Origin of the sequence: Paenarthrobacter sp. NPDC089988, from assembly GCF_044748465.1 — a bacterium.
Lineage (GTDB): Bacteria > Actinomycetota > Actinomycetes > Actinomycetales > Micrococcaceae > Arthrobacter.
Genome location: NZ_JBIVGD010000001.1, coordinates 349,375 through 376,249, shown reverse-complemented (window position 1 = coordinate 376,249; position 26,875 = coordinate 349,375). Strand labels below are relative to the sequence as shown.

Annotated in this window: 22 protein-coding genes; 5 read left to right on the top strand and 17 right to left on the bottom strand. The window is 64.4% G+C overall.

What is annotated here, in order from left to right:
• Positions 1–3: 3 nt before the first annotated feature.
• The 4 genes from leuS to ACIPV6_RS01770 form a co-directional block, all read right to left on the bottom strand.
• On the bottom strand, positions 4–2,532 hold the full coding sequence (gene leuS, locus ACIPV6_RS01785) for a leucine--tRNA ligase (protein ID WP_400269252.1): 2,529 nt from the start codon (positions 2,530–2,532) through the stop codon (positions 4–6).
• A gap of 317 nt (positions 2,533–2,849) precedes the next feature.
• A complete protein-coding gene (glpK, locus tag ACIPV6_RS01780) occupies positions 2,850–4,364 on the bottom strand; it encodes a glycerol kinase GlpK (protein ID WP_400269251.1) in 1,515 nt (504 codons plus the stop codon).
• A 54-nt stretch (positions 4,365–4,418) separates the two neighbouring features.
• Entirely contained in the window at positions 4,419–5,171 is a 753-nt protein-coding gene (locus ACIPV6_RS01775) for an MIP/aquaporin family protein (RefSeq protein ID WP_400269250.1), read from the bottom strand.
• A 93-nt stretch (positions 5,172–5,264) separates the two neighbouring features.
• On the bottom strand, positions 5,265–7,049 hold the full coding sequence (locus ACIPV6_RS01770; protein WP_400269249.1) for a glycerol-3-phosphate dehydrogenase/oxidase: 1,785 nt from the start codon (positions 7,047–7,049) through the stop codon (positions 5,265–5,267).
• 122 nt (positions 7,050–7,171) lie between these two features.
• Here ACIPV6_RS01770 and ACIPV6_RS01765 point away from each other — a divergent pair, with 122 nt between their 5' ends.
• From ACIPV6_RS01765 to map, 5 genes are read left to right on the top strand one after another with little or no spacing between them, the layout of a single operon-like run.
• Positions 7,172–8,134, top strand: coding sequence for a sugar-binding transcriptional regulator (locus ACIPV6_RS01765; protein WP_400269248.1), 963 nt, complete (start codon positions 7,172–7,174; stop codon positions 8,132–8,134).
• Between the two features lie 34 nt (positions 8,135–8,168).
• Complete coding sequence (locus ACIPV6_RS01760) at positions 8,169–9,050, top strand: aldo/keto reductase (protein ID WP_400269247.1); 882 nt, start codon at positions 8,169–8,171, stop codon at positions 9,048–9,050.
• Positions 9,051–9,060: 10 nt separating this feature from the next.
• On the top strand, positions 9,061–10,005 hold the full coding sequence (locus ACIPV6_RS01755; RefSeq protein ID WP_400269246.1) for an alpha/beta fold hydrolase: 945 nt from the start codon (positions 9,061–9,063) through the stop codon (positions 10,003–10,005).
• Complete coding sequence (locus ACIPV6_RS01750) at positions 10,002–11,105, top strand: glycosyltransferase family 4 protein (protein ID WP_400269245.1); 1,104 nt, start codon at positions 10,002–10,004, stop codon at positions 11,103–11,105. Before ACIPV6_RS01755 ends, ACIPV6_RS01750 begins: the two co-directional genes overlap by 4 nt.
• The gene (gene map / locus ACIPV6_RS01745; protein ID WP_400269244.1) at positions 11,102–11,887 is read left to right on the top strand and encodes a type I methionyl aminopeptidase; all 786 of its coding nucleotides are present in this window, start codon (positions 11,102–11,104) and stop codon (positions 11,885–11,887) included. The genes ACIPV6_RS01750 and map overlap by 4 nt, the downstream gene beginning before the upstream one ends.
• Here the strand turns inward: map and ACIPV6_RS01740 are convergent.
• The 13 genes from ACIPV6_RS01740 to pyrR form a co-directional block, all read right to left on the bottom strand.
• Positions 11,884–13,965, bottom strand: coding sequence for a primosomal protein N' (locus tag ACIPV6_RS01740; RefSeq protein WP_400269243.1), 2,082 nt, complete (start codon positions 13,963–13,965; stop codon positions 11,884–11,886). The two genes, map and ACIPV6_RS01740, sit on opposite strands and share 4 nt — an antisense overlap.
• A 147-nt stretch (positions 13,966–14,112) precedes the next feature.
• A complete protein-coding gene (metK, locus tag ACIPV6_RS01735) occupies positions 14,113–15,342 on the bottom strand; it encodes a methionine adenosyltransferase (RefSeq protein WP_400269242.1) in 1,230 nt (409 codons plus the stop codon).
• Between the two features lie 88 nt (positions 15,343–15,430).
• Complete coding sequence (coaBC, locus tag ACIPV6_RS01730; RefSeq protein ID WP_400269241.1) at positions 15,431–16,678, bottom strand: bifunctional phosphopantothenoylcysteine decarboxylase/phosphopantothenate--cysteine ligase CoaBC; 1,248 nt, start codon at positions 16,676–16,678, stop codon at positions 15,431–15,433.
• Between the two features lie 27 nt (positions 16,679–16,705).
• The gene (gene rpoZ / locus ACIPV6_RS01725; protein WP_017197559.1) at positions 16,706–16,966 is read right to left on the bottom strand and encodes a DNA-directed RNA polymerase subunit omega; all 261 of its coding nucleotides are present in this window, start codon (positions 16,964–16,966) and stop codon (positions 16,706–16,708) included.
• A gap of 39 nt (positions 16,967–17,005) precedes the next feature.
• Positions 17,006–17,578, bottom strand: a complete 573-nt coding sequence (gene gmk, locus ACIPV6_RS01720; RefSeq protein ID WP_400269240.1) for a guanylate kinase — start codon at positions 17,576–17,578, stop codon at positions 17,006–17,008.
• 21 nt (positions 17,579–17,599) lie between these two features.
• The gene (gene mihF / locus ACIPV6_RS01715) at positions 17,600–17,926 is read right to left on the bottom strand and encodes an integration host factor, actinobacterial type (protein WP_400269239.1); all 327 of its coding nucleotides are present in this window, start codon (positions 17,924–17,926) and stop codon (positions 17,600–17,602) included.
• Between the two features lie 70 nt (positions 17,927–17,996).
• Entirely contained in the window at positions 17,997–18,866 is an 870-nt protein-coding gene (gene pyrF / locus ACIPV6_RS01710; protein WP_400269238.1) for an orotidine-5'-phosphate decarboxylase, read from the bottom strand.
• Complete coding sequence (gene carB / locus ACIPV6_RS01705) at positions 18,859–22,167, bottom strand: carbamoyl-phosphate synthase large subunit (protein ID WP_400269237.1); 3,309 nt, start codon at positions 22,165–22,167, stop codon at positions 18,859–18,861. The genes pyrF and carB overlap by 8 nt, the downstream gene beginning before the upstream one ends.
• The gene (gene carA, locus ACIPV6_RS01700; protein ID WP_400269236.1) at positions 22,167–23,402 is read right to left on the bottom strand and encodes a glutamine-hydrolyzing carbamoyl-phosphate synthase small subunit; all 1,236 of its coding nucleotides are present in this window, start codon (positions 23,400–23,402) and stop codon (positions 22,167–22,169) included. Before carA ends, carB begins: the two co-directional genes overlap by 1 nt.
• Positions 23,383–23,904 carry a hypothetical protein gene (locus ACIPV6_RS01695; protein ID WP_400269235.1) on the bottom strand — a complete coding sequence of 174 codons (522 nt, stop codon included), beginning with the start codon at positions 23,902–23,904 and terminating at the stop codon, positions 23,383–23,385. Before ACIPV6_RS01695 ends, carA begins: the two co-directional genes overlap by 20 nt.
• Complete coding sequence (locus tag ACIPV6_RS01690) at positions 23,904–25,253, bottom strand: dihydroorotase (RefSeq protein ID WP_400269234.1); 1,350 nt, start codon at positions 25,251–25,253, stop codon at positions 23,904–23,906. The genes ACIPV6_RS01695 and ACIPV6_RS01690 overlap by 1 nt, the downstream gene beginning before the upstream one ends.
• Positions 25,253–26,263, bottom strand: coding sequence for an aspartate carbamoyltransferase catalytic subunit (locus ACIPV6_RS01685; RefSeq protein ID WP_400269233.1), 1,011 nt, complete (start codon positions 26,261–26,263; stop codon positions 25,253–25,255). The genes ACIPV6_RS01690 and ACIPV6_RS01685 overlap by 1 nt, the downstream gene beginning before the upstream one ends.
• The gene (gene pyrR, locus ACIPV6_RS01680) at positions 26,260–26,844 is read right to left on the bottom strand and encodes a bifunctional pyr operon transcriptional regulator/uracil phosphoribosyltransferase PyrR (RefSeq protein ID WP_400269232.1); all 585 of its coding nucleotides are present in this window, start codon (positions 26,842–26,844) and stop codon (positions 26,260–26,262) included. Before pyrR ends, ACIPV6_RS01685 begins: the two co-directional genes overlap by 4 nt.
• Between the last annotated feature and the right edge of the window lie 31 nt (positions 26,845–26,875).

The following is a 26,875-nucleotide window of genomic DNA, read 5'->3' as shown; positions in this document are numbered from 1 at the left end:
CCGCTAGGCAGGAACGATGTTCACCAGTTTAGGTGCCCGCACGATAACGGTGCGGATGCCACGGCCGTCCATAGCGCGCTGGACGTTTTCCGAAGCCAGCGCGCGTTCACGCAGTTCGTCTTCGCTGATGTCCGGGGAGACTTCCAGCCGGTCACGGACTTTCCCCTGCACCTGGACAACGGCAGTGACGGTTTCCTGGACCAGCAAGGACTCGTCGTGTGCGGGCCAACCTGCATTGGCCACGGAGGCAGGGTGGCCAAGGGCGTTCCACAGATCCTCCGCAGTGTACGGAGCGAAGAGGCTGAGGATCACGGCAACAGCCTCAACGGCCTCACGGACCGCGGGATCGGCTCCACCAGCGCCGGAGTCGATGGTCTTGCGCGTTGCGTTGACCAACTCCATGAGGCGCGCGACAACCACGTTGAACTTGTTGTTGTCCAGCAGTTCCGCGGCGTCGGCAATGGTCTTGTGGGTCACGGTCCGCAGGGCGCGGTCGCCCGTGGCCGGATCGGTGCCGGGTTCGCTGGTGACGTCCTGGCCAAGGCGCCATGCACGGGCCAGGAACTTGCCGGACCCGGCGGGCGAAACGTCAGCCCAGTCAACGTCGTCCTCGGGCGGAGAAGCAAAGACCATGGTCAGGCGGACAGCGTCCACTCCGAACTTGTCCAGCTGTTCGCCGAGGTCCACGCCGTTGCCCAGGGACTTGCTCATGGCCTTCCCGCCGTTGAGCACCTGGCCTTGGTTGAGCAGGGCGCTGAAGGGCTCGTTGGCTTCGATCAGGCCGATGTCCTTAATGACCTTGGTGAAGAAACGGGCGTACAGCAAGTGCAGGATGGCGTGCTCCACGCCGCCCACATACTGACCCACCGGCATCCAGTCGTTGATCTTCGCGGGGTCGAACGGACCTTCGGTGAAGTTCGGCGAGACGAAACGCAGGAAGTACCAGGACGAATCCACGAACGTGTCCATGGTGTCCGTGTCGCGCTGCGCGGCGCGGCCACAGTTGGGGCACTCGACGTTGACCCATTCGACGGCGGCGGCCAGTGGGGATGTGCCCTTGGGGGCCAAGGCCTCACCACGCAAGTCCTCCGGCAACCTGACGGGCAGTTGATCGTCCGGTACCGGCACTTCGCCGCATTCACCGCAGTGGATGATCGGAATCGGCGTGCCCCAGAACCGCTGACGGCTCAGCAGCCAGTCACGGAGGCGGAAGTTGACGAACTTCTCACCGGTGCCCTGCTTTTCCAGGATGTCGATGGCAGCCGGGATGGCCTCTGCCTTGCTCAGGCCATCCAGCGCACCGGAGTTCTGCAGGGTGCCTTCGCCTGCGGTGGCTACGCCGGATTCCGCAGGATCGTCCTCGCCCGTGTTCAGTACGGCACGGACAGGCAGGTTGAAGGCCTTGGCGAAATCGAGGTCGCGCTGGTCGTGTGCCGGAACAGCCATGATGGCGCCCGTCCCGTAGTCGGCCAGGACGTAGTCCGCCGCCCACACGGGCAGCTTTTCGCCATTGAGCGGGTTGATGGCGTAGCGGCCAGTGAAGACACCGGTCTTTTCCCGCTCTGTGGACTGGCGCTCGATTTCCGAGAGCGCCTTGACCTTTTCGCGGTACGCCATGAGTTCGTCGTGCTGTTCCGGGGTGACCAGGTCCAGTGCCAGGTGGGCGTCTGCTGCGACAACAAAGAAAGTTGCGCCGTACAGGGTATCCGGCCGGGTGGTGAAGACCGTGACTTCACGTTCCGGGCGGCTTCCTTCGGCTTCAATGACGAAGCGGACGTGGGCGCCTTCCGAGCGGCCGATCCAGTTCCGCTGCATGGCAAGGACCCGTTCGGGCCAGTGGCCCTGCAACTGGTCCATGTCTTCGAGCAGGCGATCGGCGTAGTCCGTGATCTTGAAGTACCACTGGTTCAGCGACTTCTTGGTGACGGGAGTGCCGCAGCGTTCACAGGCACCGTTGACCACCTGTTCGTTGGCCAGCACGGTGAGGTCCTTGGGGCACCAGTTGACCGGTGAGTCCTTGCGGTAGGCCAGCCCTCGTTCGTAGAACCGCTTGAACAGCCACTGCGTCCAGCGGTAGTACTCGGGATCGGACGTGTGCAGGCGGCGGGACCAGTCGGCTGAAATGGCATAGCGCTTGAAGGACGCGGCCTGCGTATCGATGTTGGCGTAGGTCCACTCACTGGGGTGGGCATTGCGCTTGATGGCTGCGTTCTCAGCGGGCAGGCCGAAAGAGTCCCAGCCGATCGGGTGCAGGACGTCGTAGCCCTTCTGCCGGAGGTAGCGCGCCACGACGTCGCCCATGGCGAAAGCCTCGGCGTGGCCCATGTGGAGGTCGCCCGAGGGGTAGGGGAACATGTCCAGCACATAGCGGCGCTCCCGCGAACCGTCATCAACGGGGGTGAACACCTTGAGGTCGTCCCAGACCTGCGGCCACTTGCCTTCCATGGCTGCGAAGCTGTAGACGCCCTCTTCGGGTGCTCCGGCTGCCGTTGCCTGTGCTGTTCCGGTTTCTGTCTCCGGCTGAACGCTCACTGCTGCCCTCTTCTGTTCTCGATGGCGGAATTACCTTCTGCTGTTGTCGCGCGATCCCAGGAGCTCAAAACCCCCGGACACACAAAAGCCCCTCGACAATGGAGGGGCGGCCGCACGGCGAAGATTGCCGGGCGGCTAACTAAGCAGAAGGTTCGCACGCATAGATCTACAATAGCGCACCATCATCATTCCACTCACCGACAGAACATGGTTGGCGGCACGGCGCCCCACGTCAAAAAAGGGGCCGATGACTCCCCGCCATGGTGTGGTGGGCACCTCGAAGCGTACAGGCGGGAGTCATCGGCCGCTTTTTTGAACTACTTCACATCTTCGTCCACCCAATCCATGGACTTGGTCACGGCCTTCTTCCACAACCGCAACTGCCGCTCCTGCTCCGCCGCATCCAACTGCGGTTCCCAGCGCTTGTCCTCGCCCCAGTTGGCACTCAGCTCGCCGAGATCGTTCCAGAATCCCACAGCCAGGCCGGCAGCGTAGGCCGCACCGAGGGCGGTGGTTTCAATGACCTTCGGCCGGACCACCGGCACGCCCAGGATGTCCGCCTGGAACTGCATGAGCGAATCGTTGGCGACCATGCCGCCGTCGACCTTCAGCTCGGTGAGCGGCACGCCGGAGTCCGCGTTGACAGCGTCCAGCACCTCGCGGGTCTGGAAAGCCGTGGCTTCAAGGGCTGCCCGGGCAATATGCCCCTTGTTGGCGTACCTTGTAAGGCCCACGATCGCGCCGCGCGCGTCGGCACGCCAGTACGGGGCGAAGAGGCCGGAGAAGGCGGGCACGATGTACACGCCACCGTTGTCCTCCACCGCGGCGGCGAGTTCTTCCACCTGCGGGGCCGAACTGATCATGCCGAGGTTGTCCCGGAGCCACTGGATGAGCGAGCCCGTGACAGCGATGGACCCTTCCAGTGCGTAATGCGGTTTCTGGTCTCCGAGCTTGTAGCCGAGCGTAGTCAGCAAACCGTTCTTCGAGTGGACGATCTCCTCGCCGGTGTTGAAGATCAGGAAGCAGCCGGTGCCGTAGGTGTTCTTGGCTTCGCCGGGCTGGAAAGCCGCCTGGCCGAACGTGGCTGCCTGCTGGTCGCCCAGGATGCCGGCAACCGGGGTTTCCCGGAGCAACTGGGACGTGTGGACCTGGCCGTAGACCTCGGAGGAGGACTTGATGGCCGGCATCATGGAGGCCGGAACCCCAAAGATGTCCAGGATCTCCTGGTCCCACTGAAGCGTCTCCAGGTCCATGAACAATGTGCGTGAGGCGTTGGTGACATCGGTAACGTGCACGCCCCCATCGGTCCCGCCGGTGAGGTTCCACAGCACCCAGGCGTCGGTGTTTCCGAAGAGGAGGTCTCCCGCTTCGGCCTTCTCCCGCGCTCCTTCGACGTTGTCCAGGATCCACTTGATCTTGGTCCCGGAGAAGTAGGTTGCCAGCGGCAGGCCTACCTTCTGTTTGAACCGCTCCACTCCCCCGTCCTTGGCCAGTTCGTCGACGATCGGCTGGGTCCGGGTGTCCTGCCAGACGATCGCGTTGTAGACGGCCTCGCCGGTGTTCTTGTCCCAGACCACCGCGGTTTCGCGCTGGTTGGTGATGCCGACGGCGGCAATATCGTGCCGTGTCAGGTTCGCCTTGGAGAGGGCTGAGGCAATGACCTCGCGGGTGTTGTCCCAGATTTCGGCCGGGTTGTGCTCCACCCATCCTGCCTGCGGGAAAATCTGCTCGTGTTCCATCTGCCCCGTGGAAACGATGGTTCCCGCGTGGTCGAACACGATGGCGCGGGAACTGGTGGTGCCCTGGTCAATGGCGATGACGTATTGGTTCATGGTGACGTCCTTGTCTGTGGTTGGGTGGTTGGGTATTGCCTGTATGGAAAGGGATCAGCCGGCGACGGCGGGCATGATGTCCGGAACCCAGACGGCCACGAGGCCGGCGAGGGCGCCACCAACAAGGGGTCCCACTACGGGAATCCAGGAATAGGCCCAGTCGCTGGAACCCTTGCCCTGGATGGGGAGGACCGCGTGCGCAATGCGCGGGCCCAGGTCACGTGCGGGGTTGATGGCGTAGCCTGTGGGTCCGCCGAGCGAAACGCCGATGCCGACAACGAGCAGGGCCACGGCCAAAGGTCCAAGGCCCGAAGGCGTACCGCCGAAGGTCAGGATCACGAAGACCAGCACGAAGGTGCCGATGATTTCGGTGATCAGGTTCCACGGGGTGGAGCGGATGGCAGGGCCGGTGGAGAAGGTGCCCAGCTTGTTGGCCGGGAGGGGCTCGGCGTCGAAGTGCTGTTTGTACGCGAGCCAGCACACCACGGCACCAAGGAAAGCGCCCAGGAGTTCGCCGCCGAAGTAGGTCAGCGTGGATCCAAACGTGACTGCGACGTCGGGGGCGTATTCCCTGCTGCCCTTGACGAGCAGGCCCAGGGTGACGGCGGGGTTGAGATGGGCCCCGGACTTTGCGGCCACAAAGACGCCCGCGAAGACCGCAATTCCCCAGCCCCAGGTCACCATCAAGAATCCAGCGTTATTGCCCTTGGTGCCTTTGAGCGCAACGTTGGCCACAACGCCGCAACCCAGAAGGGTCAGCATCATGGTTCCGAATACTTCGGAAAGGAAAACAATTCCAAGAGACATCTTTGACTCCTCATTCTTCTGTTATCAGCCCCCTCGCGGGTGGAAGGGGCCGTTGGAACGGCACCGTCGCCGGTGCCGTTCCGGTGGTGGCTTTCAGTCCACCAGGCTGTGCACGTTGACCTTGTGGTATCGGTGCAGGACCTCTTGCGCGAGGCGGACTTCCGCCTGCCGTTTCGTCGCGTCCCAACCGAGGGGACCAGCAAGCGCCTCGGCAATCTCATTGAGCAGTTCGCCGGTGACCAGGCCTCGGAAAGCGAGCGAGGTGCGGCGGACCAGCACGTCAACCAAGTGCCCTACCTGCTCGTTCAGTGCCATGAATTCCAGTTCCCTGACGCTGAGTTCGCGGGTGGACCGCAGCGGGGCGTCCTCGCCGGCCTGCAGGAAAGCAATGACTTCCCCGGCGCGGGTGCCGTAGCGGGTCAAGAGCCCTTCGACGCGGCTGGCGTCCAGGCCCGGTCCCATGTGCTCCTTGATCCATTCCTGTTCGCCTTGGGCGGTCACGGGGAAGCCAGCACCACCGCCGATGGCGAGTTTCGCCGTCGAGACCTTGCGTTCTTTGCCGAGTTCCCGGAGGACATCGTTGGTCATGTGTTCGGCCAGCGCACGGAAAGTTGTCCACTTGCCGCCCACCAGGCTCAGTATGACGGCGGCCTTGCCGCTTGGCGTCGCCGCCGCGCCTTCGCCGGTGCGGACCGAGCGTTCGATCCGGTAGTCCCGGGAGACGAAGCCGGGCTGGGTGGCGTCATGCCGCGGGAGGGGACGGACGCCGGAGAAGCTGTAGACGATGTGGTTGCGGTCCACGACGATGGTGGGAAAGACGTGGCCCACCAAGTCGAAGAAGTAGTCCACCTCTTCTTCCGTGCACACCGCATCCTGGGACATGTCCGCGTCGACGTCGGTGGTTCCCACGAGCACGCGGTCGCCCATGGGGTAGATGAGGACGATGCGGCCATCAGTGTGCTCGAAGAAGATTTCCCTGCCGTTGCAGGCGGCGAGGAGTTCCGGGTGGTCCAGGACGATGTGCGATCCCTTGGTGCCGCCCATGAACGTGCTGGCAGCACCCATGGCCTGGTTGGTGAGATCCACCCACGCACCAGTGGTGTTGACGATGACATCTGCCTGGAAATCGAATTCCCCACCGGTCAGCTCATCGCGAAGCCGCACCCCGTTGGCCCCCATGGAGACCAGTGAAACATAGTTGCTGGCACGGGCGCTGCCCCCTGCTGCTCCGCTTGCCGCGTGTCCTGCCTTCTCGCCGTCCTGGAGGACATCCAGCGTGAGCCGCTCCGGGTTGTGCACGGAAGCGTCGAAGTAGGTGGCGGTGTACTTGATGCCCTGGTGCAGGTGCGGTAACTCAGCCAGGGCTTTGTCGCGGCCATGGAACTGGTGCTTCGGAACACTGCCGCCATCGCGGGAGAAGAAATCGTAAATGCCCAAACCGAGCTTGATGAGGAAAGCGCCGCGTTCCTTCGGCTTTCCCTGCTTGTGTGTCAGGAAGCGCACCGGGGCAGAGAGAATGCCGGAGAAGGTGCTGAAGATCGGGATGGTGGTCTGGAGCGGCTTGACGTAGTGGGGTGCGATCCGCAGCAGGCGGTTGCGTTCCACCACGGATTCCTTCACCAGGCGGAACTCGCCGTTTTCCAGGTAGCGGATACCGCCGTGGATCATGTGCGACGACGCGCCGCTGGCACCCTGGCAGTAGTCTCCGCGTTCCACGAGTGCCACGTCCACGCCCTGCAGTGCCAGATCCCGGAACGTCCCCACTCCGTTGATGCCGCCACCGATGATGAGTACCTGGGCTGAGGGGCGCTCCTTCAAGGCCGCTGTCGATTCACGCCGATGTGCCTCGGACGAGGTACCGGAAATCCTGTTTCCCAAAACTGCTCCCTTGGGCTTGGTTCGTGCGTGGCGCTCCCCGCCGCTGCACCTTTCACCACTAATCTGGCGAAGGTGGAAAATGGAGTCAAGCTATTTGCACAAACGTGCAGCAAGGAAATGAGATGGGACGATCACGCCATTCGGACGCGCTGAGGGCCGCACAGATGTACTACCTCCAGGACCTGACCATGGACGCGATCGCCCGTGAGTTGAGGACCTCGCGTTCAACGGTTTCCCGGCTGTTGTCCTCGGCCCGGGAAACCGGCCTGGTTCAGGTCCAGATCAGGAGCCCCTTTGATACGGCGCCCGAACTGGAGAGCCAGATCCGCGACCGCTTCGGAGTGGACGTGCACGTTGTTCCGGTACTGGACACCTTGAACGAAGCCGAGACCCTGGACCGCGTTGCCATGCAGGCAGCCCGGACCATTGGCCCCGTGGTGGACTCGAACGCCATCATCGGCGTGGCCTGGGGAGCGACCTTGAGCGCGGTCAGCCGGCACCTCACCCGCAAGGTAACGCACGACAGCATCGTGGTGCAGTTGAATGGGGCTGGAAACATGCAGACCACCGGTATTACCTACGCCAGCGACATCATGCGGCGCTTCGGAAGCGCCTACGGTGCACGGGTGGAGCAATTCCCCGTTCCGGCGTTCTTCGACCACGCCGCAACCAAGACGGCCATGTGGAACGAGCGCAGCGTGCAGCGGATCCTCGATGTGCAGGCCCGCATGAGCATCGCCATCTTCGGCGTGGGCTCAGTGGACTCCGACTACCCCAGCCACGTCTACGCCGGCGGGTACCTCGATGAGCAGGACCTGGTGGCGCTGGCAGAGGACGACGTGGTGGGCGACGTTGCCACGGTCTTCTTCCGCAGCGACGGATCATCGGACGGCATCACCTTGAACGAACGGTCCACCGGCCCCAGCCACGAACAACTGCGCCAGGTCAGGCGCCGGATTTGCGTGGTCTCCGGTGCTTCGAAGATCAATGGGCTCCAGGGGGCGTTGGCTGCCGGGCTGGCTACGGACCTGATCCTCGATGAAGCATCTGCGCGGAGGCTGGTGAGTTTCACTGGCCACTCCTAAGGCAATCCGCCCCGGAATGGGTAGAGTCGTTGCTATGAGATTCCCGGCACGGCTGAGCCTGAACAACGGCGTCATGATGGACCAGATGGGCTATGGCCTGTACAAGGTCCCCCCGGCTGATGCCGACGCCTTGGTCAGTACTGCACTGGGGGAAGGATACCGGCGCTTCGACACCGCAGCCATGTACGGAAACGAAGTCGGCGTGGGCCGGGCGATCGGCGGGGCCATCGGCGATGCGCGGGACGCCAACCTGGGCACGGGCGGCTCCGGTGAATCTGTCCACGCGCTGACCCGCGAGGACGTTTTCGTTACCACCAAGGTCTGGAACGACCACCATGGCTACGATGCGACGCTCCGCGCCTTCGACACCTCCATGGCCAACCTTGGCCTGGACTACGTGGATCTGTACCTCATCCACTGGCCTTGCCCGGCCCGTGGACTGTTCGCCGAGACGTACAAGGCCTTGGAGACCCTTTACCGTGAGGGCAAGGTCCGGGCCATTGGCGTATCAAACTTCCAGCCGGACCATCTTGAACAGCTCATGCAGTCCGCAGAAGTGGTCCCCGCCGTGAACCAGGTGGAACTGCATCCGTGGCTGCAGCAGGCCCGGCTCAGGACACTGCACAGTCAGCTCGGCATCCGGACTGAGGCATGGAGCCCCCTTGGCCGCGGGCAGGTCCTCGGGGATCCGGCAATAGTTGCCCTGGCGGAAAAGTACAAGAGGACTCCCGCGCAGGTCATCCTTCGCTGGCACCTGCAGCTGGGGAACCTGGTCATCCCGAAGGCCAGCACGGCCGGACGCATCAAGGAGAACTTCAACGTCTTCGATTTCGAACTGGACGGCGAGGACCTGGACGGCATGGCGGGCCTGGAACGCCATCACCGGACGGGCTCGCATCCGGATAACGTGAATTAGGAATAACTGAATGGAAAAAGTGGACACCGCGCATCCCGTTGGGGGTGCACAGGCCCCCGTCGAATTCTTCAGCAAGTCCTTGGCAGCCCGCACAGCCGCTTCCGATGTGGACGTCGATGGCAGCACGGTGGCCTACTGGACGTACCAGCCAGTCAGGGAAACCGACAAGACACGGACCATCCTGGTCATCCACGGATTCCGGGGCGACCACCACGGCTTGTTGCGGGTGGCCGACCTGCTCCCGGAGATGCGGGTCATCATGCCGGACCTCCCGGCATTCGGCAGCTCCGAGCCATTCGTGGACGACGAACACAGCGTAGAGCGTTACGGTCACTTCATTGAAGGCTTCATGGCCGCCCTGGATCTGGGACCGGAAACCGTCCTTCTTGGACATTCCTTCGGTTCGATCGTGGCAAGCCATTTCGTTGCCAGCCATCCGGGCGCGGTGACTCCCCTGGTGCTGGTCAATCCCATAGCCGCGCCGGCCTTGGAGGGACCCAAAGGCGTCATGACCAAGCTGGCGGTGTTCTACTACCAGATCTCCGCCAAACTTCCCCGGCCCCTGGGCCTTGCCATCCTGCGGAACCGCGCCATTGTCCGGATCATGAGCATCACCATGGCCAAGACCAAGGACAAGCAGCTGCGACGCTTCATCCACGGCCAACACGACGCCTACTTCAGCGCCTTTGCCGATCGGAACAGCCTCTTGGAATCGTTCAAGGCCTCCGTCTCCGGCACCGTTGCGGACGTGGCTGAACAGCTCAACCTCCCTGTGCTGCTGGTCGCCGGCGAAAAGGACGAGATCGCCACCTTGCCCAACCAGCACAAACTGCTGGAACGCCTGCCGGACGGGACGCTGGAAGTGATTCCCGGCGTAGGGCATCTGATCCACTACGAAACGCCCGAACCGGCAGCTGCTTCCATCCGAACCTTCCTGGAGGAACATCCCGCGTGAAAATCGTCATCGACGCCCGCTTTACCAGGACAGACCACCACGACGGCATCAGCCGCTACGGCTCAAGCCTCATCGCGGCGACCGCGAAGATCGCCGACGTGACCATGCTCATCAATGACAAAAGGCAGCTTGCGCTGTTGCCCGATGTTCCGTGGGTCCTGGTGAACAGCCCGTTGTCCCCCATGGAGCTGTTCGTGGCGCGGAAAGTCAATCCACTGGGCGCCGATGTTGTGGTGTGCCCCATGCAGACCATGGGCTCGTGGGGTCGGCAGTACAGCCTGATCCTGACCCTCCACGACCTCATCTACTATGAGCACCCTGCTCCCCCGGGCTTCCTTCCGGCGCCGGTCCGCCTGCTGTGGAGGCTCTACCACAAGGCATTCTGGCCGCAGCGCGTGCTGCTGAACCGGGCCGAAGTGGTGGCCACCATCAGCCGGACCACCGAGGCGTTGATGGCGAAGTACCGGCTTACGCGACGCCCTGTCCGGATTGTCGGCAACGCCCCGCAGCCGGGACAGACGCCGCGGGATCCGGCAGGCGGCGCGGACAAGTCCCTGCTTTACATGGGCTCGTTCATGCCGTACAAGAACGTGGAGACCATGATCCGCGGCATGGCCGGTCTCCCCGACTACACCCTGCACCTGCTCAGCCGTATCACTTCCCAGCGCAGGGCGGAACTGGAAACACTGATTCCGGACGGCGCCAAGGTGGAGTTCCACAACGGGGTCACCGACGCCGAATACGAAGAGCTCCTGCGCAGGGCCACGGCATTGATCAGTTTGTCCCGTGCTGAAGGCTACGGTCTGCCGCTAGTGGAAGCGATGGCCTTGGGAACGCCGGTGGTGGCGAGCGACATCCCCATCTTCCGGGAAGTCGGTGCTGACGCCGCCAGCTACGTGGATCCCGGGTCCCCCGATGACTTTGCCGCGGCCGTAGCTGCCTTGGACGATGACACATTGTGGCAGCATCGGTCACGCCGGTCCGTTGAACGGGCCGCCGATTTCAAATGGGACGAATCCGCACGGCAGTTGCTTGCCGCAGCGGAGGAAGCCGTCACCCTGCGCAAGCGCAATGCCCCAAAAGCGAAAGATCACCAATGATTGAAATCATGAGCCCCTCCGAAGTGGCCAAAGCGAAAGTCACCGGCGCACTGGTTGCCGACATCCTTCACGCCCTGAAGAAAAGGGCGACAGTTGGCACCAACCTGTTGGACATCGACCGCTGGACCAAGGACATGATCGTCGAGGGCGGGGCCGAATCCTGCTACGTCGACTACGCCCCCTCGTTTGGCCGGGGTCCCTTTGGCCACTACATCTGCACCGGCGTCAATGACGCAGTGCTCCACGGCCTGCCCCACGACTACGCGCTTGCCGACGGCGACCTCCTCACTTTGGACCTCGCGGTAACGAAGAACGGAATCGCAGCAGACGCGGCCATCAGCTTCGTGGTCGGCGCCTCGGAGAGTCCCGGAAGCCTGGCCATGATCGACGCGACAGAACGTGCCCTCGCAGCGGGCATTGCAGCCGCGGGTCCCGGGGCACGGATCGGCGATCTGTCCTACGCGATCGGCTCGGTCCTCAAAGACGCCGGCTACCCCGTGAACGTCGAGTTCGGTGGACACGGCATCGGATCAACCATGCACCAGGACCCACACGTTCCCAATACCGGCAGGCCGGGACGCGGCTACGAGCTCCGTCCGGGACTGCTGCTGGCCCTTGAGCCGTGGGTGATGCAGGACACGGCGAAGCTCGTGACCGATGCCGACGGCTGGACCCTCCGGAGCGCCACGGGTTGCATGACGGCCCACACAGAGCACACCATCGCCATTACAGAGACCGGCGCGGAAATCCTGACGCTTCCCACAGGTCCGTCCAAGTCCTAGAGGACATCCACTCCGTCAAGCCGCAACTGGACTGGCCCATGCATGCGCTTGGCGGCGTTGGCGGCCTTGACCGCGCGCATCGCCTGGGTGACTACGGCAGCTTCACCATACGGGATGAAGAAAAGCGTGCGGACATCGGCGTCGGGCTCCGATGCACCGGCGCCGTTCAGCTGCACCGGGGCAGGACCAACGCTCCGCAAGGAATCTGTTGCCCGATTGAGCGCGGCGGCCAGTGTTTCCGAAAAAGACACGACGTCAGTCCGAGGGCCGGTGACTGAAGCCACCCGCACTGCCGGAGGCAACTGCAGCTCTTTCCTCAGGGCAAGTTCACGGGACGCGTAACCCGGAGCATCCCATCGGAGCAGGGCCCCTGTAGCCGTGGTGTCGTCGGCGGTGATGACTACCAGTCCTCCTTGGCCCGCTGGACGCACCAGGGCGGCCGCGTTGAACCACCGGCGAACCGTGTCCTCGCCGGACCGCAGGTTTTCGCGGCGCAACAGGGAATTCCCGTCGAGGAGCAACGCCGCCGCGTAACCGTCCTGGGCTACCGGTTCGGCACCCACTGTGGCCACAACCAAAGCGGGCGATCCCGGCACGGTTGCCTTGATGTGTTCGCCGGATGAGGTAATGACTGCGTGCCCGGGAAAGGCCCTGCCAAGTTCTTCGGCGGTCCGGATGACACCCGTGGCACCGCGCCTCAGGTGGACGCCGTTACAGTGCGCACAACGCCACTGCGGAGCCGGGGTTGAACACCAGCGGCAGGCCGGCAGGGCTGAGCCGCTGGATGTTGCCAAAGGGCCTTGGCATACATTGCAACGGGCAGGCTCGCGGCACGTTTGGCACACCAGGGACGGAGCGTAGCCTGCCCGGGCCACCTGGATCAGGACCGGGCCCCGTTCCAGGCCTTCCTTCGCGGCTTTCCAGGCCGCCCCGGGAAGGCGGGCAACCCGCGCCAAGGGGTCGCGTTCCTGCTCGAAGCTGTCTGCGGTGTTAAGGACCCGCGGCGCCGTGGCGCGGATGGCTCCCCGCGGGGCCTCGATGGGCACCGCCCACTGAAGCTCCACGAGCCGTTGCAGCTCGGTGCTGCGGCTATGCGATGCCAGCAAGCAGGCGGTATCTTCCTGTTCCGAGCGCAGCAACAGGATCTCGCGCGTGTGCGCGTACGGCGCCCGTTGATCGATATGCAGGTCATCGCCATCGTCCCAACACACCATCAACCCGGGATTGCGCACTGGAGCGTAGGCGGCCGAGCGGGTTCCGATGGCCACTCCCGCCTGGCCCGCCAGAAGCCTCAAGAAGTTCCGGTACCGTGGCGTTGGACCGTCGTCGGCGGTCAAACGTGCAATATCGGTGGCGGGCAAGACCTCCGCCAGCGCCGCTTCCAGTCGCTCCAGGTCCCGGTAGTCCGGAACTACCACCACGGCGCCGCGGCCGGAACTGCGGACAGCAGCCACGGCCGAGGCCAGCATGGCCGGCCAACCATCCTGACCGAAGCCCTGGAGCGCGGTCAGCACGGCCTTGGGCGTGCCGCCCGCGGCCAGGTGCCGCAGGAACGGCGTCCCGTTGGTGTAGGAGGTCCAAGACCGGGCGTCCACTACCGGGGCGGTTGCGGTGACATCCTGCTCCGGGCTCTCCAAAGCTTCCTTCTCCACCTTCGCTACCCGTGGCGGGATAGCCGTCCGCAGGACGTCGCTGAGGGTTCCGGCATAGCGGGCAGCCACCGCGGCGGCGAGGCGGCTGATGGCCGGTGTCATCACCGCCACCGGTGACACCACCTTGTGGAGGGGGATCAGCCCATGCCCCGCGTCGGAGACTTGCCGCCTTTCGGCAACATAGCCATTCAGTTCCTGCCCGTTGAACTTCACCTTGACCCGCACACCGGGGACGGCCGTCCCTGCGAGCTCGATGGGAACGGCGTAGTCGAAGGTCCGGTCCAGGTGCGGCAAGGGAGACTCCAGGACCACCTGCGCCACCGGGTCAACGGCGGCGAGTGGCGGCCCCTTGACTGCTGGCTTCGCCGGAAAGCCCTGCAGCAACGAAGGCTGCAGCAAGGACGGCTGGATATCCTGTTCCGCCATGTACTCCACCTCCATCCTGTGGTCAGTTCTGCCTGTCGGCCGGTCAAACGCAGGATGCCCGCAGTGGGATCGACCCACTGCGGGCATCTCTGGCTCAAGCCAATCACGGGCCACCGACATTAAGGCAATCAGCGTCGGCGCCGGAGGTCAGGCGTTGAAGAACTCCTTGAGGTCCGCTACACGGTCCAGGCGTTCCCACGTGAAGTCAGGCTCGTCGCGACCGAAGTGGCCGTGGGCTGCCGTCTTGGCGTAGATAGGGCGCTTGAGGTCCAAGGCGTCGATGATCGCACGCGGGCGGAGGTCGAAGATCTCGTTGATGGCCTCGCTGATTCGTGCGGGATCGACAGTCTCCGTGCCGAAGGTCTCCACGTAGGTACCAACCGGCCGCGCCTGCCCGATCGCGTAGGCGATCTGGATTTCGGCGCGTTTGGCAAGGCCCGCGGCCACCACGTTCTTCGCGACCCAGCGCATGGCGTACGCCGCGGAACGGTCCACCTTGGACGGGTCCTTGCCGGAGAAGGCACCGCCGCCGTGGCGGGAGAATCCGCCGTAGGTGTCAACGATGATCTTGCGCCCGGTCAATCCGGCGTCACCCACGGGTCCGCCGATCACGAAGGCGCCGGCAGGGTTCAGGATGTTCGCCGCACGGGAGAGGTCAAGGTTGGATGCCGCCAGGACAGGATCGATGACGTGGCTTGCCAGATCGGCACGCAACTGTTCCAGGCTCGCATCCTCTGCGTGCTGGCTTGAAATGACCACCGTTTCAACGGAAACCGGCCGGTCGCCGTCGTACCCTACAGTGACCTGGGTCTTGCCATCGGGCCGCAAGTATGCGAGTTCACCGCTCTTGCGGACCTCGGTAAGCCGCTCGGACAGGCGGTGCGCCAGCCAGATGGGCGTTGGCATGTAGGAGGCGGTCTCGTCGCTTGCATAGCCGAACATGATGCCCTGGTCGCCGGCGCCTTGAAGGTCATAGTCGTCTTCCTGGCGCCCTTCACGGGCCTCCAGCGAGTTGAACACGCCCCCGGCGATGTCGTTGGACTGCTGGCCGATTGAAACGGAAACGCCACACCGTGCGCCATCGAAGCCATTGGCAGAAGAGTCGTAGCCGATGCCGAGGATGGTCTCGCGGACAATCTGCGGAATCTCCACGTAGGCGTCGGTGGTGACCTCACCCGCCACGTGCACCAGGCCGGTGGTGGCCATGGTTTCAACGGCCACGCGCGACTCGGGGTCTGCAGCCAGCAGCGCGTCAAGGATGGAGTCGCTGATCTGGTCGCAGATCTTGTCCGGGTGTCCCTCGGTGACCGACTCGGAAGTGAAGAGCCGGAGCTTGGACGGGGTGCCATGGTGTTCATGGTGAAGCGGTAAAGTCACTCGACCACCTTACTGGGTTACGGGGCGGAGGCATTTGCCGTGTGTCCCTATGCTAAGTGTTCTTTGCTTCGGCTTGCGTCGCCGGCAGCTAGGGTGCGGGAAACACCTTGGCCAGTTCCGCGCCGACGCGGTCGACGACGGCGGACGCGACATCGGCCTTGGAGCCGGAGGCCGATTGGGGTTCGGCCCCGTGGCCGGAGAGGATGACCACGGAATTGTCATCCTGTCCAAAGACCCTGCCCACGCCCACTTGGTTGACCACAAGGAGGTCACAGCCCTTGCGTTTGAGCTTGGCGGTGGCATGCTCCAGGACATCGCCTTGGGCGTCGCCTGTTTCCGCGGCGAAACCTACGATGAGTTGCCGGCCACCCGCGGCATTGCGCCGTTCCACGAGTTCATGGAGGATGTCCGGATTGCGCACCAGGCGCACCAGCGGGGCATCCTCGCCGTCGACTTTCTTGATTTTGGTGTCCGAAACATCCGCGGGGCGGAAGTCCGCAACGGCAGCTGCCATGATGACGACGTCGGAATCAGCTGCCGCTTGAAGCGCCGCCTCGCGCAGTTCCAGGGCCGACTCGACGCGGACCAGTTCGACGCCGGCAGGCGGCTCGACGTCCATGTGCGCTGCGAGGAATCTCACAGTGGCACCGGCCCCAAGGGCAGCGGCAGCCAAGGCCGCGCCCTGCTTGCCCGAGGAACGGTTTCCGAGGAACCGGACGGGGTCAAGCGCTTCGCGGGTACCGCCGGCAGAAATGGTGACGACCCGTCCTGACAAAGGACCAGCTCCGACACGCGCGGCAGCTGACGCCTCAGTGCCTGCAAGCGCCATGGCGGCATCAAAGATCGCCTCCGGCTCCGGCAGCCTTCCAGGGCCGGAGTCCGCTCCGGTGAGCCGGCCGCTGGCTGGCTCCAGGACGGTCACGCCACGGCTTCGCAGGGTTTCGACGTTCGCCTGCGTGGCTGCATGCTGCCACATTTCCGTGTGCATGGCCGGCGCGAAGAGGACCGGGCCATGGGCCATCAGGAGGGTGTTCGTCAGGAGGTCCCCCGCCTGTCCCGTTGCCGCCTTGGCCAGGAGGTCGGCGGTAGCCGGTGCAACGACGATCAGATCGGCTTCGTGGCCGAGCCTGACATGGTTGACCTTCTCGACATCGTCGAAAACGCTGTTGCTGACGGGATTGCCGGAGAGCGCCTCCCAGGTGGCCACGCCCACAAATCGGGTGGCTGCCTCCGTTGGGATGACGGTTACCTTGTGGCCGGCTTCAGTAAAAAGCCGGAGGAGCGATGCAACCTTGTAGGCTGCGATCCCTCCCCCGACTCCGAGGACTATGCGCACGTGACCTCCGTCAACAGGCAGTCTGTCTTACTCTGCGGGCTCGATCGGGGTGGAGACCAGGAGGCCTTCGTTGATCTCGCGCAGGGCGATGGAGAGCGACTTCTCGTTCAGCTTGGTGTCGACCAAGGGGCCGACGTACTCGAAGAGGCCCTCGTGGAGCTGGGCGTAGTAGGCGTTGATCTGACGGGCACGCTTGGCGCCGAAGATCACCAGGCCGTACTTGGAATCGGCAGCCTCAAGCAGCGAGTCGATCGGCGGGTTGATGATGCCTTCAAGGTTCGTGGACACGAAATCTCCAAATTCTAGCGGGCCGACAAGTGCAAGCGCTTAGCGCTGGTGCGGGGTAAGCCCCATGAGTGAAACAAGCTCGTCCGCTGCCCGGCGAACGTCGTCATTGATGACGGTGTGGTCAAACTCCGGTTCAGCAGCAAGTTCCAGTTTAGCGGTTTCCAGCCTGCGCTGCTGTTCGTCGGGAGTTTCGGTGCCGCGGCCCACCAGGCGCCGGACCATTTCGTCCCAGCTCGGGGGTGCCAGGAAGACGAAATTGGCATCCGGTACGGCTTTCTTGACCTGGCGTGCACCCTGGAGGTCGATCTCCAAGAGAACAGACTTGCCCTCGGCGATGGCGGCGTTGACGGTGCTGCGCAATGTGCCGTAGCGGTTGTGTCCGTGGACCACTGCCCACTCCAGCAATTCACCGTCCGCGATGAGGGAATCGAACTCCTCGGCGGACTTGAAGAAGTAGTGGACGCCATCCTTCTCGCCGGGCCGGGCCGCGCGGGTGGTGGCTGATACTGACAGCCAAACCTCTGGATAGTTGTCCCTGATGTAGGTGGATACGGTTCCCTTGCCAACAGCAGTTGGGCCTGCAAGGACAGTCAGTCCAGGTTTCGTGCTCACGGATTCCTTCGGGGAGATGCGTCAATCGCTTTGTTGGGTATCCATAAAATCTACCAGCGCGCGGGCCTGGTGAATTCCCAGGCCCCTGATCCGCCGCGATCCCGCAATACCTATATCGGCCATGATCGCGGCGGCCCGGACAGGGCCAATGCCCGGGAGTGCCTCAAGCAGCTCGATGACACGCATCCGCGCTATGGCCTCATCCGTGGCGCCCGATGAGATCAGTTCGGCGATGCTGACCTCACCCCGCTTGAGCCGTTCCTTGGCTGCGGCACGGGTAGCCCGTGCCTTGGCAGCTTTTTCCAAAGCGTCGGAACGCTCCTGCGGGGTGAGTTCTTTCAAAGCCATGGCCAAACTCCCGTTCAAAAGGAACTGTGACACGGATCACGCGACTGATGCTGAACCTACCGGCAGCAGCCTAGGCGCGCAAGCCGCCCAGGGTTTCCTCTGTTGCGGCCCGCAAGGCAGCCACTGTGGGTCCGGCTGCGAGGATTCCGCGGCTGGACGTTGCAAGGACCGCCGGGTAAGCAGAACCGAAGGTTGCGCGCAGGTCCGCCGGGGTGGCTCCCTGGGCACCAAGGCCGGGGGCGAGGATCGCACCCCTGACAGGCCCAAGATCGATTCCGAGATCCTCAAGGGCGGAACCGATCGTGGCGCCAACCACAAGGCCAACCGATCCCAGCGCACCCGCGTAGCGTGCATTTTCTTCAGCAGCCGCAGCAATAATCCGCCGGGCTACCGAGTCATCTCCGCCAACATGCTGGACGCTCTTGCCTTCCGGATTCGACGTCAGGGCAAGCACGAACACTCCCCTGCCGTACTCGGCCGCGAGATCCAGGGCAGGCCGCAAGGACTCAAAGCCCAGGTAGGGGCTCAACGTGACTGAATCGGCTGCCAGGGAGGAGCCGTCACGGAGCCAGGCATCCGCGTACGCTGCCATGGTGGAGCCGATGTCTCCGCGCTTGGCGTCGGCGATGCTCAAGACTCCGGCCTCCGCAGCGGCCGCCAGGGTGCGTTCCAGGACTGCCATGCCGGCGGATCCGTGACGCTCGTACAGCGCCACCTGCGGCTTGACCGCGGCAGCGAGGGAAGCCACCGCCTCCACCACCGTGAGGGAAAAGCGTTCCAGCCCGGCGGCGTCGTCGTTCAGTCCCCAGTCCGCCAGCAACTGCGGGTGCGGGTCAATGCCCACGCACAACGGCCCGCAGGTGTCCATGGCCGCAGCCAGCCGGGAGCCGAACGGCTCCCGGACAGACTGTTGTTCGGGTGTTACGCCGGACTCAGGCATGGGCGGCCTCATAGGAAGCAGCCAGGTTGGTCGCATGCTCCTGCAGGCTGGTCACGGACCACTCGTAGGTGCGCAGTGCTTCGATCGCCTGGACCGCAGCGTTGAACTCCGCCACCGTGGTGATGCAGGGGATGCCGATCGAGGTTGCGGCGGCCCGGAGTTCATATCCGTCGCTGCGCGCTTCGCCGCCGGACGGAGTGTTGAACACCATGTCGATTTCCCCTGCCACGACGAGGTCCGCGATGGTTCCCTCACCCTCGGCGCTGCTGCCCTCGGCCACCTTGCGGACGGGGGTTGCCTGGATGCCGTTGCGGCGCAGGACATCCGCGGTTCCGCCTGTGGAGACAATCTCGAACCCGAGGTCCGACAGGCGCTTGACGCCCATGATCACGGACCGCTTGTCCCGGTTGGCCACCGAAACGAAGATCTTGCCACCGGTGGGCAGGGCGTTGTTCGCACCCGACTGGCTCTTGGCGAAAGCCGTGTCGAAGTGCTTGTCGATGCCCATGACCTCGCCCGTGGAACGCATTTCGGGGCCGAGCAGGGAGTCCACCACCTTACCCTCCGGAGTCCGGAAGCGGCTGAACGGCAGGACGGCTTCCTTGACGGCAACCGGAGCGTCTAGCGGAAGCGTGGAACCATCCCCGGACTCCGGCAGCATCTTGTACGCGGTGCGGAGCTGGTTGACGGTGACGCCCGTACCAATCAACGCGGCCGCCTTGGCCATCTGCACGCCCGTGGCCTTGGAAACGAACGGAACAGTGCGCGAGGCGCGCGGGTTGGCCTCGAGGACGTAGAGGACATCCGATGCCAGGGCGAACTGGATGTTGATCAGGCCACGGACACCCACGCCCTCGGCAATCGCGCGGGTGGCGGTGCGGACGCGCTCGATCACGTTGTTGCCCAGGGTGATCGGGGGCAACACGCATGCGGAGTCACCGGAGTGGACTCCGGCTTCCTCGATGTGCTCCATGATGCCGCCCAGGTACATGTCCGTGCCGTCGAAGAGCGCATCGACGTCGATCTCCACCGCGTCTTCGAGGAAGCGGTCGATCAGCACCGGGTGCTCGGAGGTGATTTCCGTGGCGTTGGCGATGTAGCGGGACAGGTTGGCTTCGTCGTACACGATCTCCATGCCGCGGCCGCCCAGGACGTAGGACGGACGGACCAGGACGGGGTAGCCGATCTCGTCGGCGATCTTCTTGGCGTCCTCGAAGGACACAGCCGTGCCGTTCTTCGGAGACGTCAGGCCGGCCTCATCCAGGACCCGTGCGAAGGCGCCACGGTGCTCTGCGAGGTCGATCGCTTCGGGCGACGTGCCCAGAATGGGAACACCGGCGTCGGCCAGCTGCTGGGCCAGCTTCAGCGGGGTCTGGCCACCGAGCTGGACGAACACGCCCATGACGCCACCGGTGCGCTCCTCGGCGGCGATGACCTCCAGGACGTCCTCGAGGGTCAGCGGCTCGAAGTAGAGGCGCGTGGAGACGTCGTAGTCAGTGGAGACGGTTTCCGGGTTGCAGTTGACCATGACGGTCTCGTAGCCGGCCTTGCGCAGTGCCATGGAAGCGTGGACGCAGGAGTAGTCGAACTCGATGCCCTGGCCGATGCGGTTGGGCCCGGAGCCGAGGATGATGACGGAGGGCTTGGAGTGCAGGCCCACCTCGTCTTCCTCGTCATAGGCCGAGTAGTGGTACGGCGTGTAGGCAGCGAACTCGGCGGCGCAGGTATCCACCGTCTTGTAGACCGGGCGGATGCCCAGGGCCTGGCGGACACCGCGGACGACGGCCTCGGAATTGTGCGTGAGGGCACCGATCTGCTCGTCGGAGAAGCCGTGGCGCTTGGCGTTGCGCAGCATGTCCTCGCTCAGGACACCGGCCTTGCGGATCTCCTGTGCCGTCTCGTTGAGCAGCTGCAGCTGGTCCAGGAACCACGGATCGATCTTGGTTGCCTCGAAGAGCTGTTCAACGGTGGCACCACCCAAGAGCGCCCGCTGGACCTGGTACAAACGATCGGTGGTGGGCCGCTTGGCCTTCTCGATGAGCTCAGCCACTTCGTACTCCGGAACGGAGCTGAAGTCCAGCTGCGAGCCCTTCTGCTCAAGGGAGCGAAGGGCCTTCTGCAAGGCTTCCGTGAAGTTGCGGCCCATGGCCATGGCCTCGCCCACGGACTTCATGGTGGTGGTCAGCGTGTTGTCCGCCGCCGGGAACTTCTCGAACGCGAAGCGCGGAACCTTGACCACGACGTAGTCGAGGGTGGGCTCGAAGGATGCCGGTGTTTTCTGCGTGATGTCGTTGGGGATCTCGTCCAGGGTGTAGCCCAGGGACAGCTTGGTGGCGATCTTGGCGATCGCGAAGCCGGTTGCCTTCGAAGCCAAGGCGGAAGAACGGGACACACGCGGGTTCATCTCGATGACCACCACACGGCCCGTGGCGGGATCGATGGCGAACTGGATGTTGCAGCCGCCGGTGTCCACACCGACTTCGCGGATCACGGCGATGGCCACGTCGCGGAGCTTCTGGTATTCGCGGTCGGTCAGCGTCAGGGCAGGAGCGACGGTGATCGAGTCACCGGTATGCACGCCTACGGGATCGAAGTTTTCGATGGAGCACACAACAACGACGTTGTCGTTCTTGTCGCGCATCATCTCAAGTTCGTATTCCTTCCAGCCAAGGATGCTCTCTTCGAGCAGTACCTCGGTGGTGGGGCTGTACTGGAGGCCTTGGCCAACGATGCGGCGGAGGTCGTCCTCGTTGTACGCCAGGCCGGAGCCCAAGCCACCCATGGTGAAGGACGGCCGGACCACCATGGGGTAGCCGAGGTCCTCAGCGGCCTTGAAGGCCTCGTCCATGGTGTGGATGATGTGGCTGCGTGCCGATTCGGCGCCACAACGTTCCACGACACCCTTGAACTTCTCGCGGTCCTCGCCGAGCTCGATCGCGGCGATGTTGGCACCGATCAGTTCCACGTTGTACTTCTCCAGGACACCGTTCTTGTCCAGGGCGATCGCGGTGTTCAGTGCGGTCTGGCCGCCCAGCGTCGGCAGGACGGCATCAGGACGCTCCTTGGCAATGATCTTCTCGACCACCTCGGGCGTGATGGGCTCCACATAGGTGGCATCGGCGAACTCGGGGTCGGTCATGATGGTTGCCGGGTTGGAGTTGACCAGGATGACCCGCAGGCCTTCGTCCTTCAAGACGCGCAGGGCCTGGGTACCGGAGTAGTCGAACTCGGCGGCCTGGCCGATGACGATCGGGCCGGAACCGATGACAAGGACGCTCTTGAGATCTGTACGCTTGGGCATTACTTCTGGTCCTCAGTCTTGGTGTCGGTGGAGTTGGCGGCTTTCGTATCGGCCATGAGGTCGATGAAGCGGTCGAAGAGGTACGCGGCGTCGTGCGGGCCCGCAGCAGCCTCGGGGTGGTACTGGACCGAGAAGGCCGGGATGTCGAGGCAGGCGAGGCCTTCCACGACGTCGTCGTTCAACGAAACGTGGCTCACCTCAACCCGGCCGTACCGCTCTTCCGGGGCCACAGTGGCGCCGTTCATCGGCGCGTCCACGGCGAAGCCGTGGTTCTGGGAGGTGATCTCCACCTTGCCGGTGCGGCGGTCCATGACCGGCTGGTTGATGCCGCGGTGTCCGTAGCGCAGCTTGTAGGTGCCGAAGCCAAGCGCGCGGCCCAGGATCTGGTTGCCGAAGCAGATACCGAAATACGGCAGCTTCTCGTCCAGCACCGAACGGAGCAGGGTCACCTGGTGGTCCGCGGTGGCGGGGTCGCCGGGGCCGTTGGACATGAAGAAGCCATCCGGGCTGACGGCGTTGACGTCCTCGAGCGTGGCAGTGGCCGGGAGGACGTGCACGCGAACGCCGCGCTCGGCAAAGCGGACCGGCGTCATGGCCTTGATGCCCAGGTCCACTGCGGCGATGGAGAACCGGGGTTCTCCATCCCAGCCGTGGTCCTTGGGTTCCACCACGTAGGCTTCGTCGATGCTGACTTCCTCCGCCAGGGCAGCGCCTTCCATGGGGGCGCTGGCCAGGACGGTCTCCAGCAGTTCCTTGTCCGAGGCCTGGGCGGCCTCACCGGAAAAGATGCCGGCGCGCATGGTCTTGTGCTCACGCAGGTGGCGGGTAATGGCGCGGGTGTCCACGCCCTGGATGCCCACGATTCCCTGCTCCACCAGTTCGGCGTCCAGGGAACGCTCGGAGCGCCAGTTGGAGGGGCGGCGTGCGGCGTCGCGGACGATGTAGCCCGCAACCCAGATCTTGCGGGACTCAGCGTCCTCGGTGTTGACGCCGGTGTTCCCGATGTGCGGGGCCGTCTGGACCACCAGCTGGCGGGCATAGGAGGGGTCCGTGATGGTCTCCTGGTAGCCGGTCATGCCGGTTGCGAAGACGGCTTCACCGAGGGCGGTGCCCTGGGCGCCGTAGCTCCGGCCGCGGAACATGCGGCCGTCTTCGAGCACCAGAACGGCTGCTGAGGGGGTTGGTGTGGTGGCTGCGTTACTGTCCGTCACTTTATTACTTTCCACTATCGGCATCTGCCTGAGGGGCTGCGGAGATCAATTCTTGAAGGGCTTCGAGGAGGAGCTGCTGGTCTGCGGATTGCCTGGATCTGAAGCCGGTATCCAGTTCCCGGTCCCCCAGCTTCCAGCTGATGACCAGGAGTCCGTCCTTCTCGACGAACTTGCCGGCCATCCCGGCGTCCCTGCGGACATCGGTCACGGCCGCGCGGGGGATGAACAGCGGAGCTGCTCCGGGGCGGTCGAACAGCACGCCTTCGGCGTGGATGCTCAACTCGGCGTTGCTCCGGATTCCCAGTCCCTGCACGGCGATGCGGTCCAGCCAGTCGCCTGCCGTGGTGGTCGCAACATACTGTCCCTCGGCCACCACTGCGGCCGGCGCCAGTTGCTGAGGCACGTCCGGGAGGCGTTCGACGTCGGACTGTCGCCTGAGGCGGTTCCGCCACCCCAGCCCGATCATCGCCAGGATGACGAGGATCAAAGCCACGGTGATGACCGCTGAGAGGGTCTGGGTGTCCATCAGGCGCCGCTGACCGCCGCGGCAGGGGTATCGAGGTTTCCCGGGTGCCGGTAAGGCGTGTTCAGCTGGCCGTCGAGGACCGTCGGATGGCCTTTGAAGAACGTGGCAACGACTGATCCGGGCAGTTCCTTGCCCTTGAACGGTGAATTGCGGCCCATGGTGGCCATTTTATGGGGGTCCACCGTCCAGCGCGCAGCCGGGTCCACAAGGATGACGTTGGCCGGTTCACCTTCGTCCAAGGGACGGCCCTGGTCGGCGACCCGGCCGATCTGCGCCGGCGTGAAGGAGGTAACCCTCGCGAAGTCGGCCCACGTCATGAGGCCGGTTTCGATCATGGTTGCCTGAACCACCGACAGCGCTGTTTCCAGGCCCGTCATGCCCATGGCGGCCTGCGCCCATTCGCATTCCTTGTGCTCGCTCGGGTGCGGCGCGTGGTCCGTACCCACAACATCGATGGTTCCGTCGGCCAGGCCTTCGCGGAGCGCCTGGACGTCCGCGTCCGTGCGCAGCGGCGGGTTGACCTTGAACACGGGGTCGTAGCTGCGGACCAGTTCGTCGGTGAGGATGAGGTGGTGCGGCGTGACCTCCGCCGTGACGTTGATGCCGCGCGCCTTGGCCCAGCGGACGATTTCCACGCTTCCTGCCGTTGACACGTGGCAGATGTGCAGGCGCGAACCCACATGCTGGGCGAGCAGGACATCGCGGGCGATGATGCTTTCTTCGGCAACGGCCGGCCAGCCGGCCAGCCCCAGGACCGCCGAGACGGCACCTTCGTTCATCTGTGCCCCGGCGGTAAGGCGGGGTTCCTGCGCATGCTGGGCCACCACGCCGTCGAACGCTTTGACGTATTCCAGGGCACGGCGCATGAGGACGGGGTCGTGGACGCAAATGCCGTCGTCGGAGAACATCCGCACCTGGGCGCGGGAATCGGCCATGGCGCCCAGCTCGGCAAGCTGCTCGCCTGCAAGTCCCACGGTGACGGCACCTACCGGGCGGACGTCTACCCAGCCGGAGGCGCGGCCCAGGCTGTGGACCTGCTCCACCACTCCGGCGGTGTCCGCCACGGGGTTGCTGTTGGCCATGGCATGGACGACTGTGAAGCCGCCCAGGGCTGCGGCACGGGTGCCGGTCTCAACGGTCTCCGCGTCTTCCCTGCCCGGCTCGCGGAGGTGGGTGTGGACGTCCACCATGCCGGGGAGGGCAATCAGGCCGGCCGCGTCGATGACGGTGGCATCGTCAGCTGCCAGGTCCTTGCCGCGTGCTGCGATGAGCCCGTCACGGATCAGGAGGTCTTCAGTTTCGCCGCCAAGAATGGCGGCCCCGCGGATCAGGTAGGTATCACCGGACATCAGTTGTTCTCCTTGGTGGACGGGGTGGTTGCAGTGGGGGCCGCCTCGCGGGTGTCTCCCGAAAGCAGCAGGTAGAGGGCGGCCATGCGCACGGAAACTCCGTTCCTGACCTGGGCAAGCACCGTGGAACGGGGCGAGTCTGCGGCCGCCGAGGAGATCTCCAAGCCCCGGTTCATGGGGCCCGGGTGCATGATGATGGTGTCCTTCATGCCCAGGTCGTCCAAGGTTCTCAGGCGTGCGTCGTCGAAACCCCAGCGGCGCGAGTACTCGCGGGTGGACGGGAAGAAGGAAGCGTTCATGCGTTCGCCCTGGACGCGGAGCATCATCATCGCGTCCACACCCGCTTCGAGGGTCTCGTCCAGGTTGTAGCTCACCTTGCAGGGCCAGTGTTCGACGCCGATCGGCAGCAGAGTGGGTGGCGCCACAAGAGTGACATCGGCGCCCAGGGTGCGCAGCAGCCACACGTTGGACCGGGCCACCCGGGAGTGCAGGACATCGCCGGCGATGGCCACCCGCATGCCTTTCAGGTCCGCGCCGGAGGAAGCCGTCCCGTTGATCTGCGACCAGTGGCGGCGCATGGTGAACGCATCCAACAAGGCCTGCGTGGGGTGTTCGTGGGTACCGTCACCGGCGTTGATCACCGCGGCGTCGATCCAGTCCGTGGCGGCCAGGCGGTGCGGGGCCCCTGATGCCCAGTGCCTGATGACCACGGCGTCGGCACCCATGGCGGCAAGGGTCTGTGCAGTGTCCTTGAGGGACTCCCCCTTGGAGACCGAGGAGCCTTTGGCAGCAAAGTTGATGACGTCCGCGGACAAGCGCTTGGCCGCGGCCTCGAAGGAGATGCGCGTCCGCGTGGAATCCTCAAAGAAGAGGTTCACCACCGTGCGGCCACGAAGGGCCGGAAGCTTCTTGACCTCGCGGTCCCCCACGGCAGACATTTCCTCGGCAGTGTCCAGAACGCGGATGGCGTCGGCGGCGCTGAGGTTCTCTGTGGAAAGAAGATGCTTCACTTACCGGCCTCGATCACTACTTCGTTGATGGGTTCGCCGTCCACGGAATCGATCTCTTCCAGTCGCACGCGGACCTTCTCGGCAGATGACGTGGGAAGGTTCTTGCCCACGTGGTCCGCGCGGATGGGCAGCTCACGGTGACCCCGGTCCACCAGGACTGCCAGGCGCACGATCCTGGGCCGTCCCAGGTCCACCAGGGCATCCAACGCCGCCCGGATGGTACGTCCCGAGTACAGGACATCGTCAATGAGGACAACAACTTTGTTATCGATGCCGGAGAGGGGGAGGCGCGTGTGGTGTGGTGGCCGCGTGGGCTGGTGCGAGAGATCGTCACGGAACATGGTGACGTCGAGCTGGCCGACAATCGTTTCGGCGTTGACCGCGGGATCGGCCGCGGCAATTTTGTTGGCCAGGCGCACGGCGAGTGGATAGCCGCGGCGGGGAATGCCCAACAGGACCAGGTCCTGGGAGCCTTTGTTGGCCTCGAGGATCTCATGGGCGATACGAGTGAGCGCACGGTCAATGTCCGCCTGGTTGAGAACAACCCTGGACGGAACCTGCGCTGAAGTAGCTTCAGTCATCGCTCGTCTCCCCTTTCCCCGCCTCACAGGA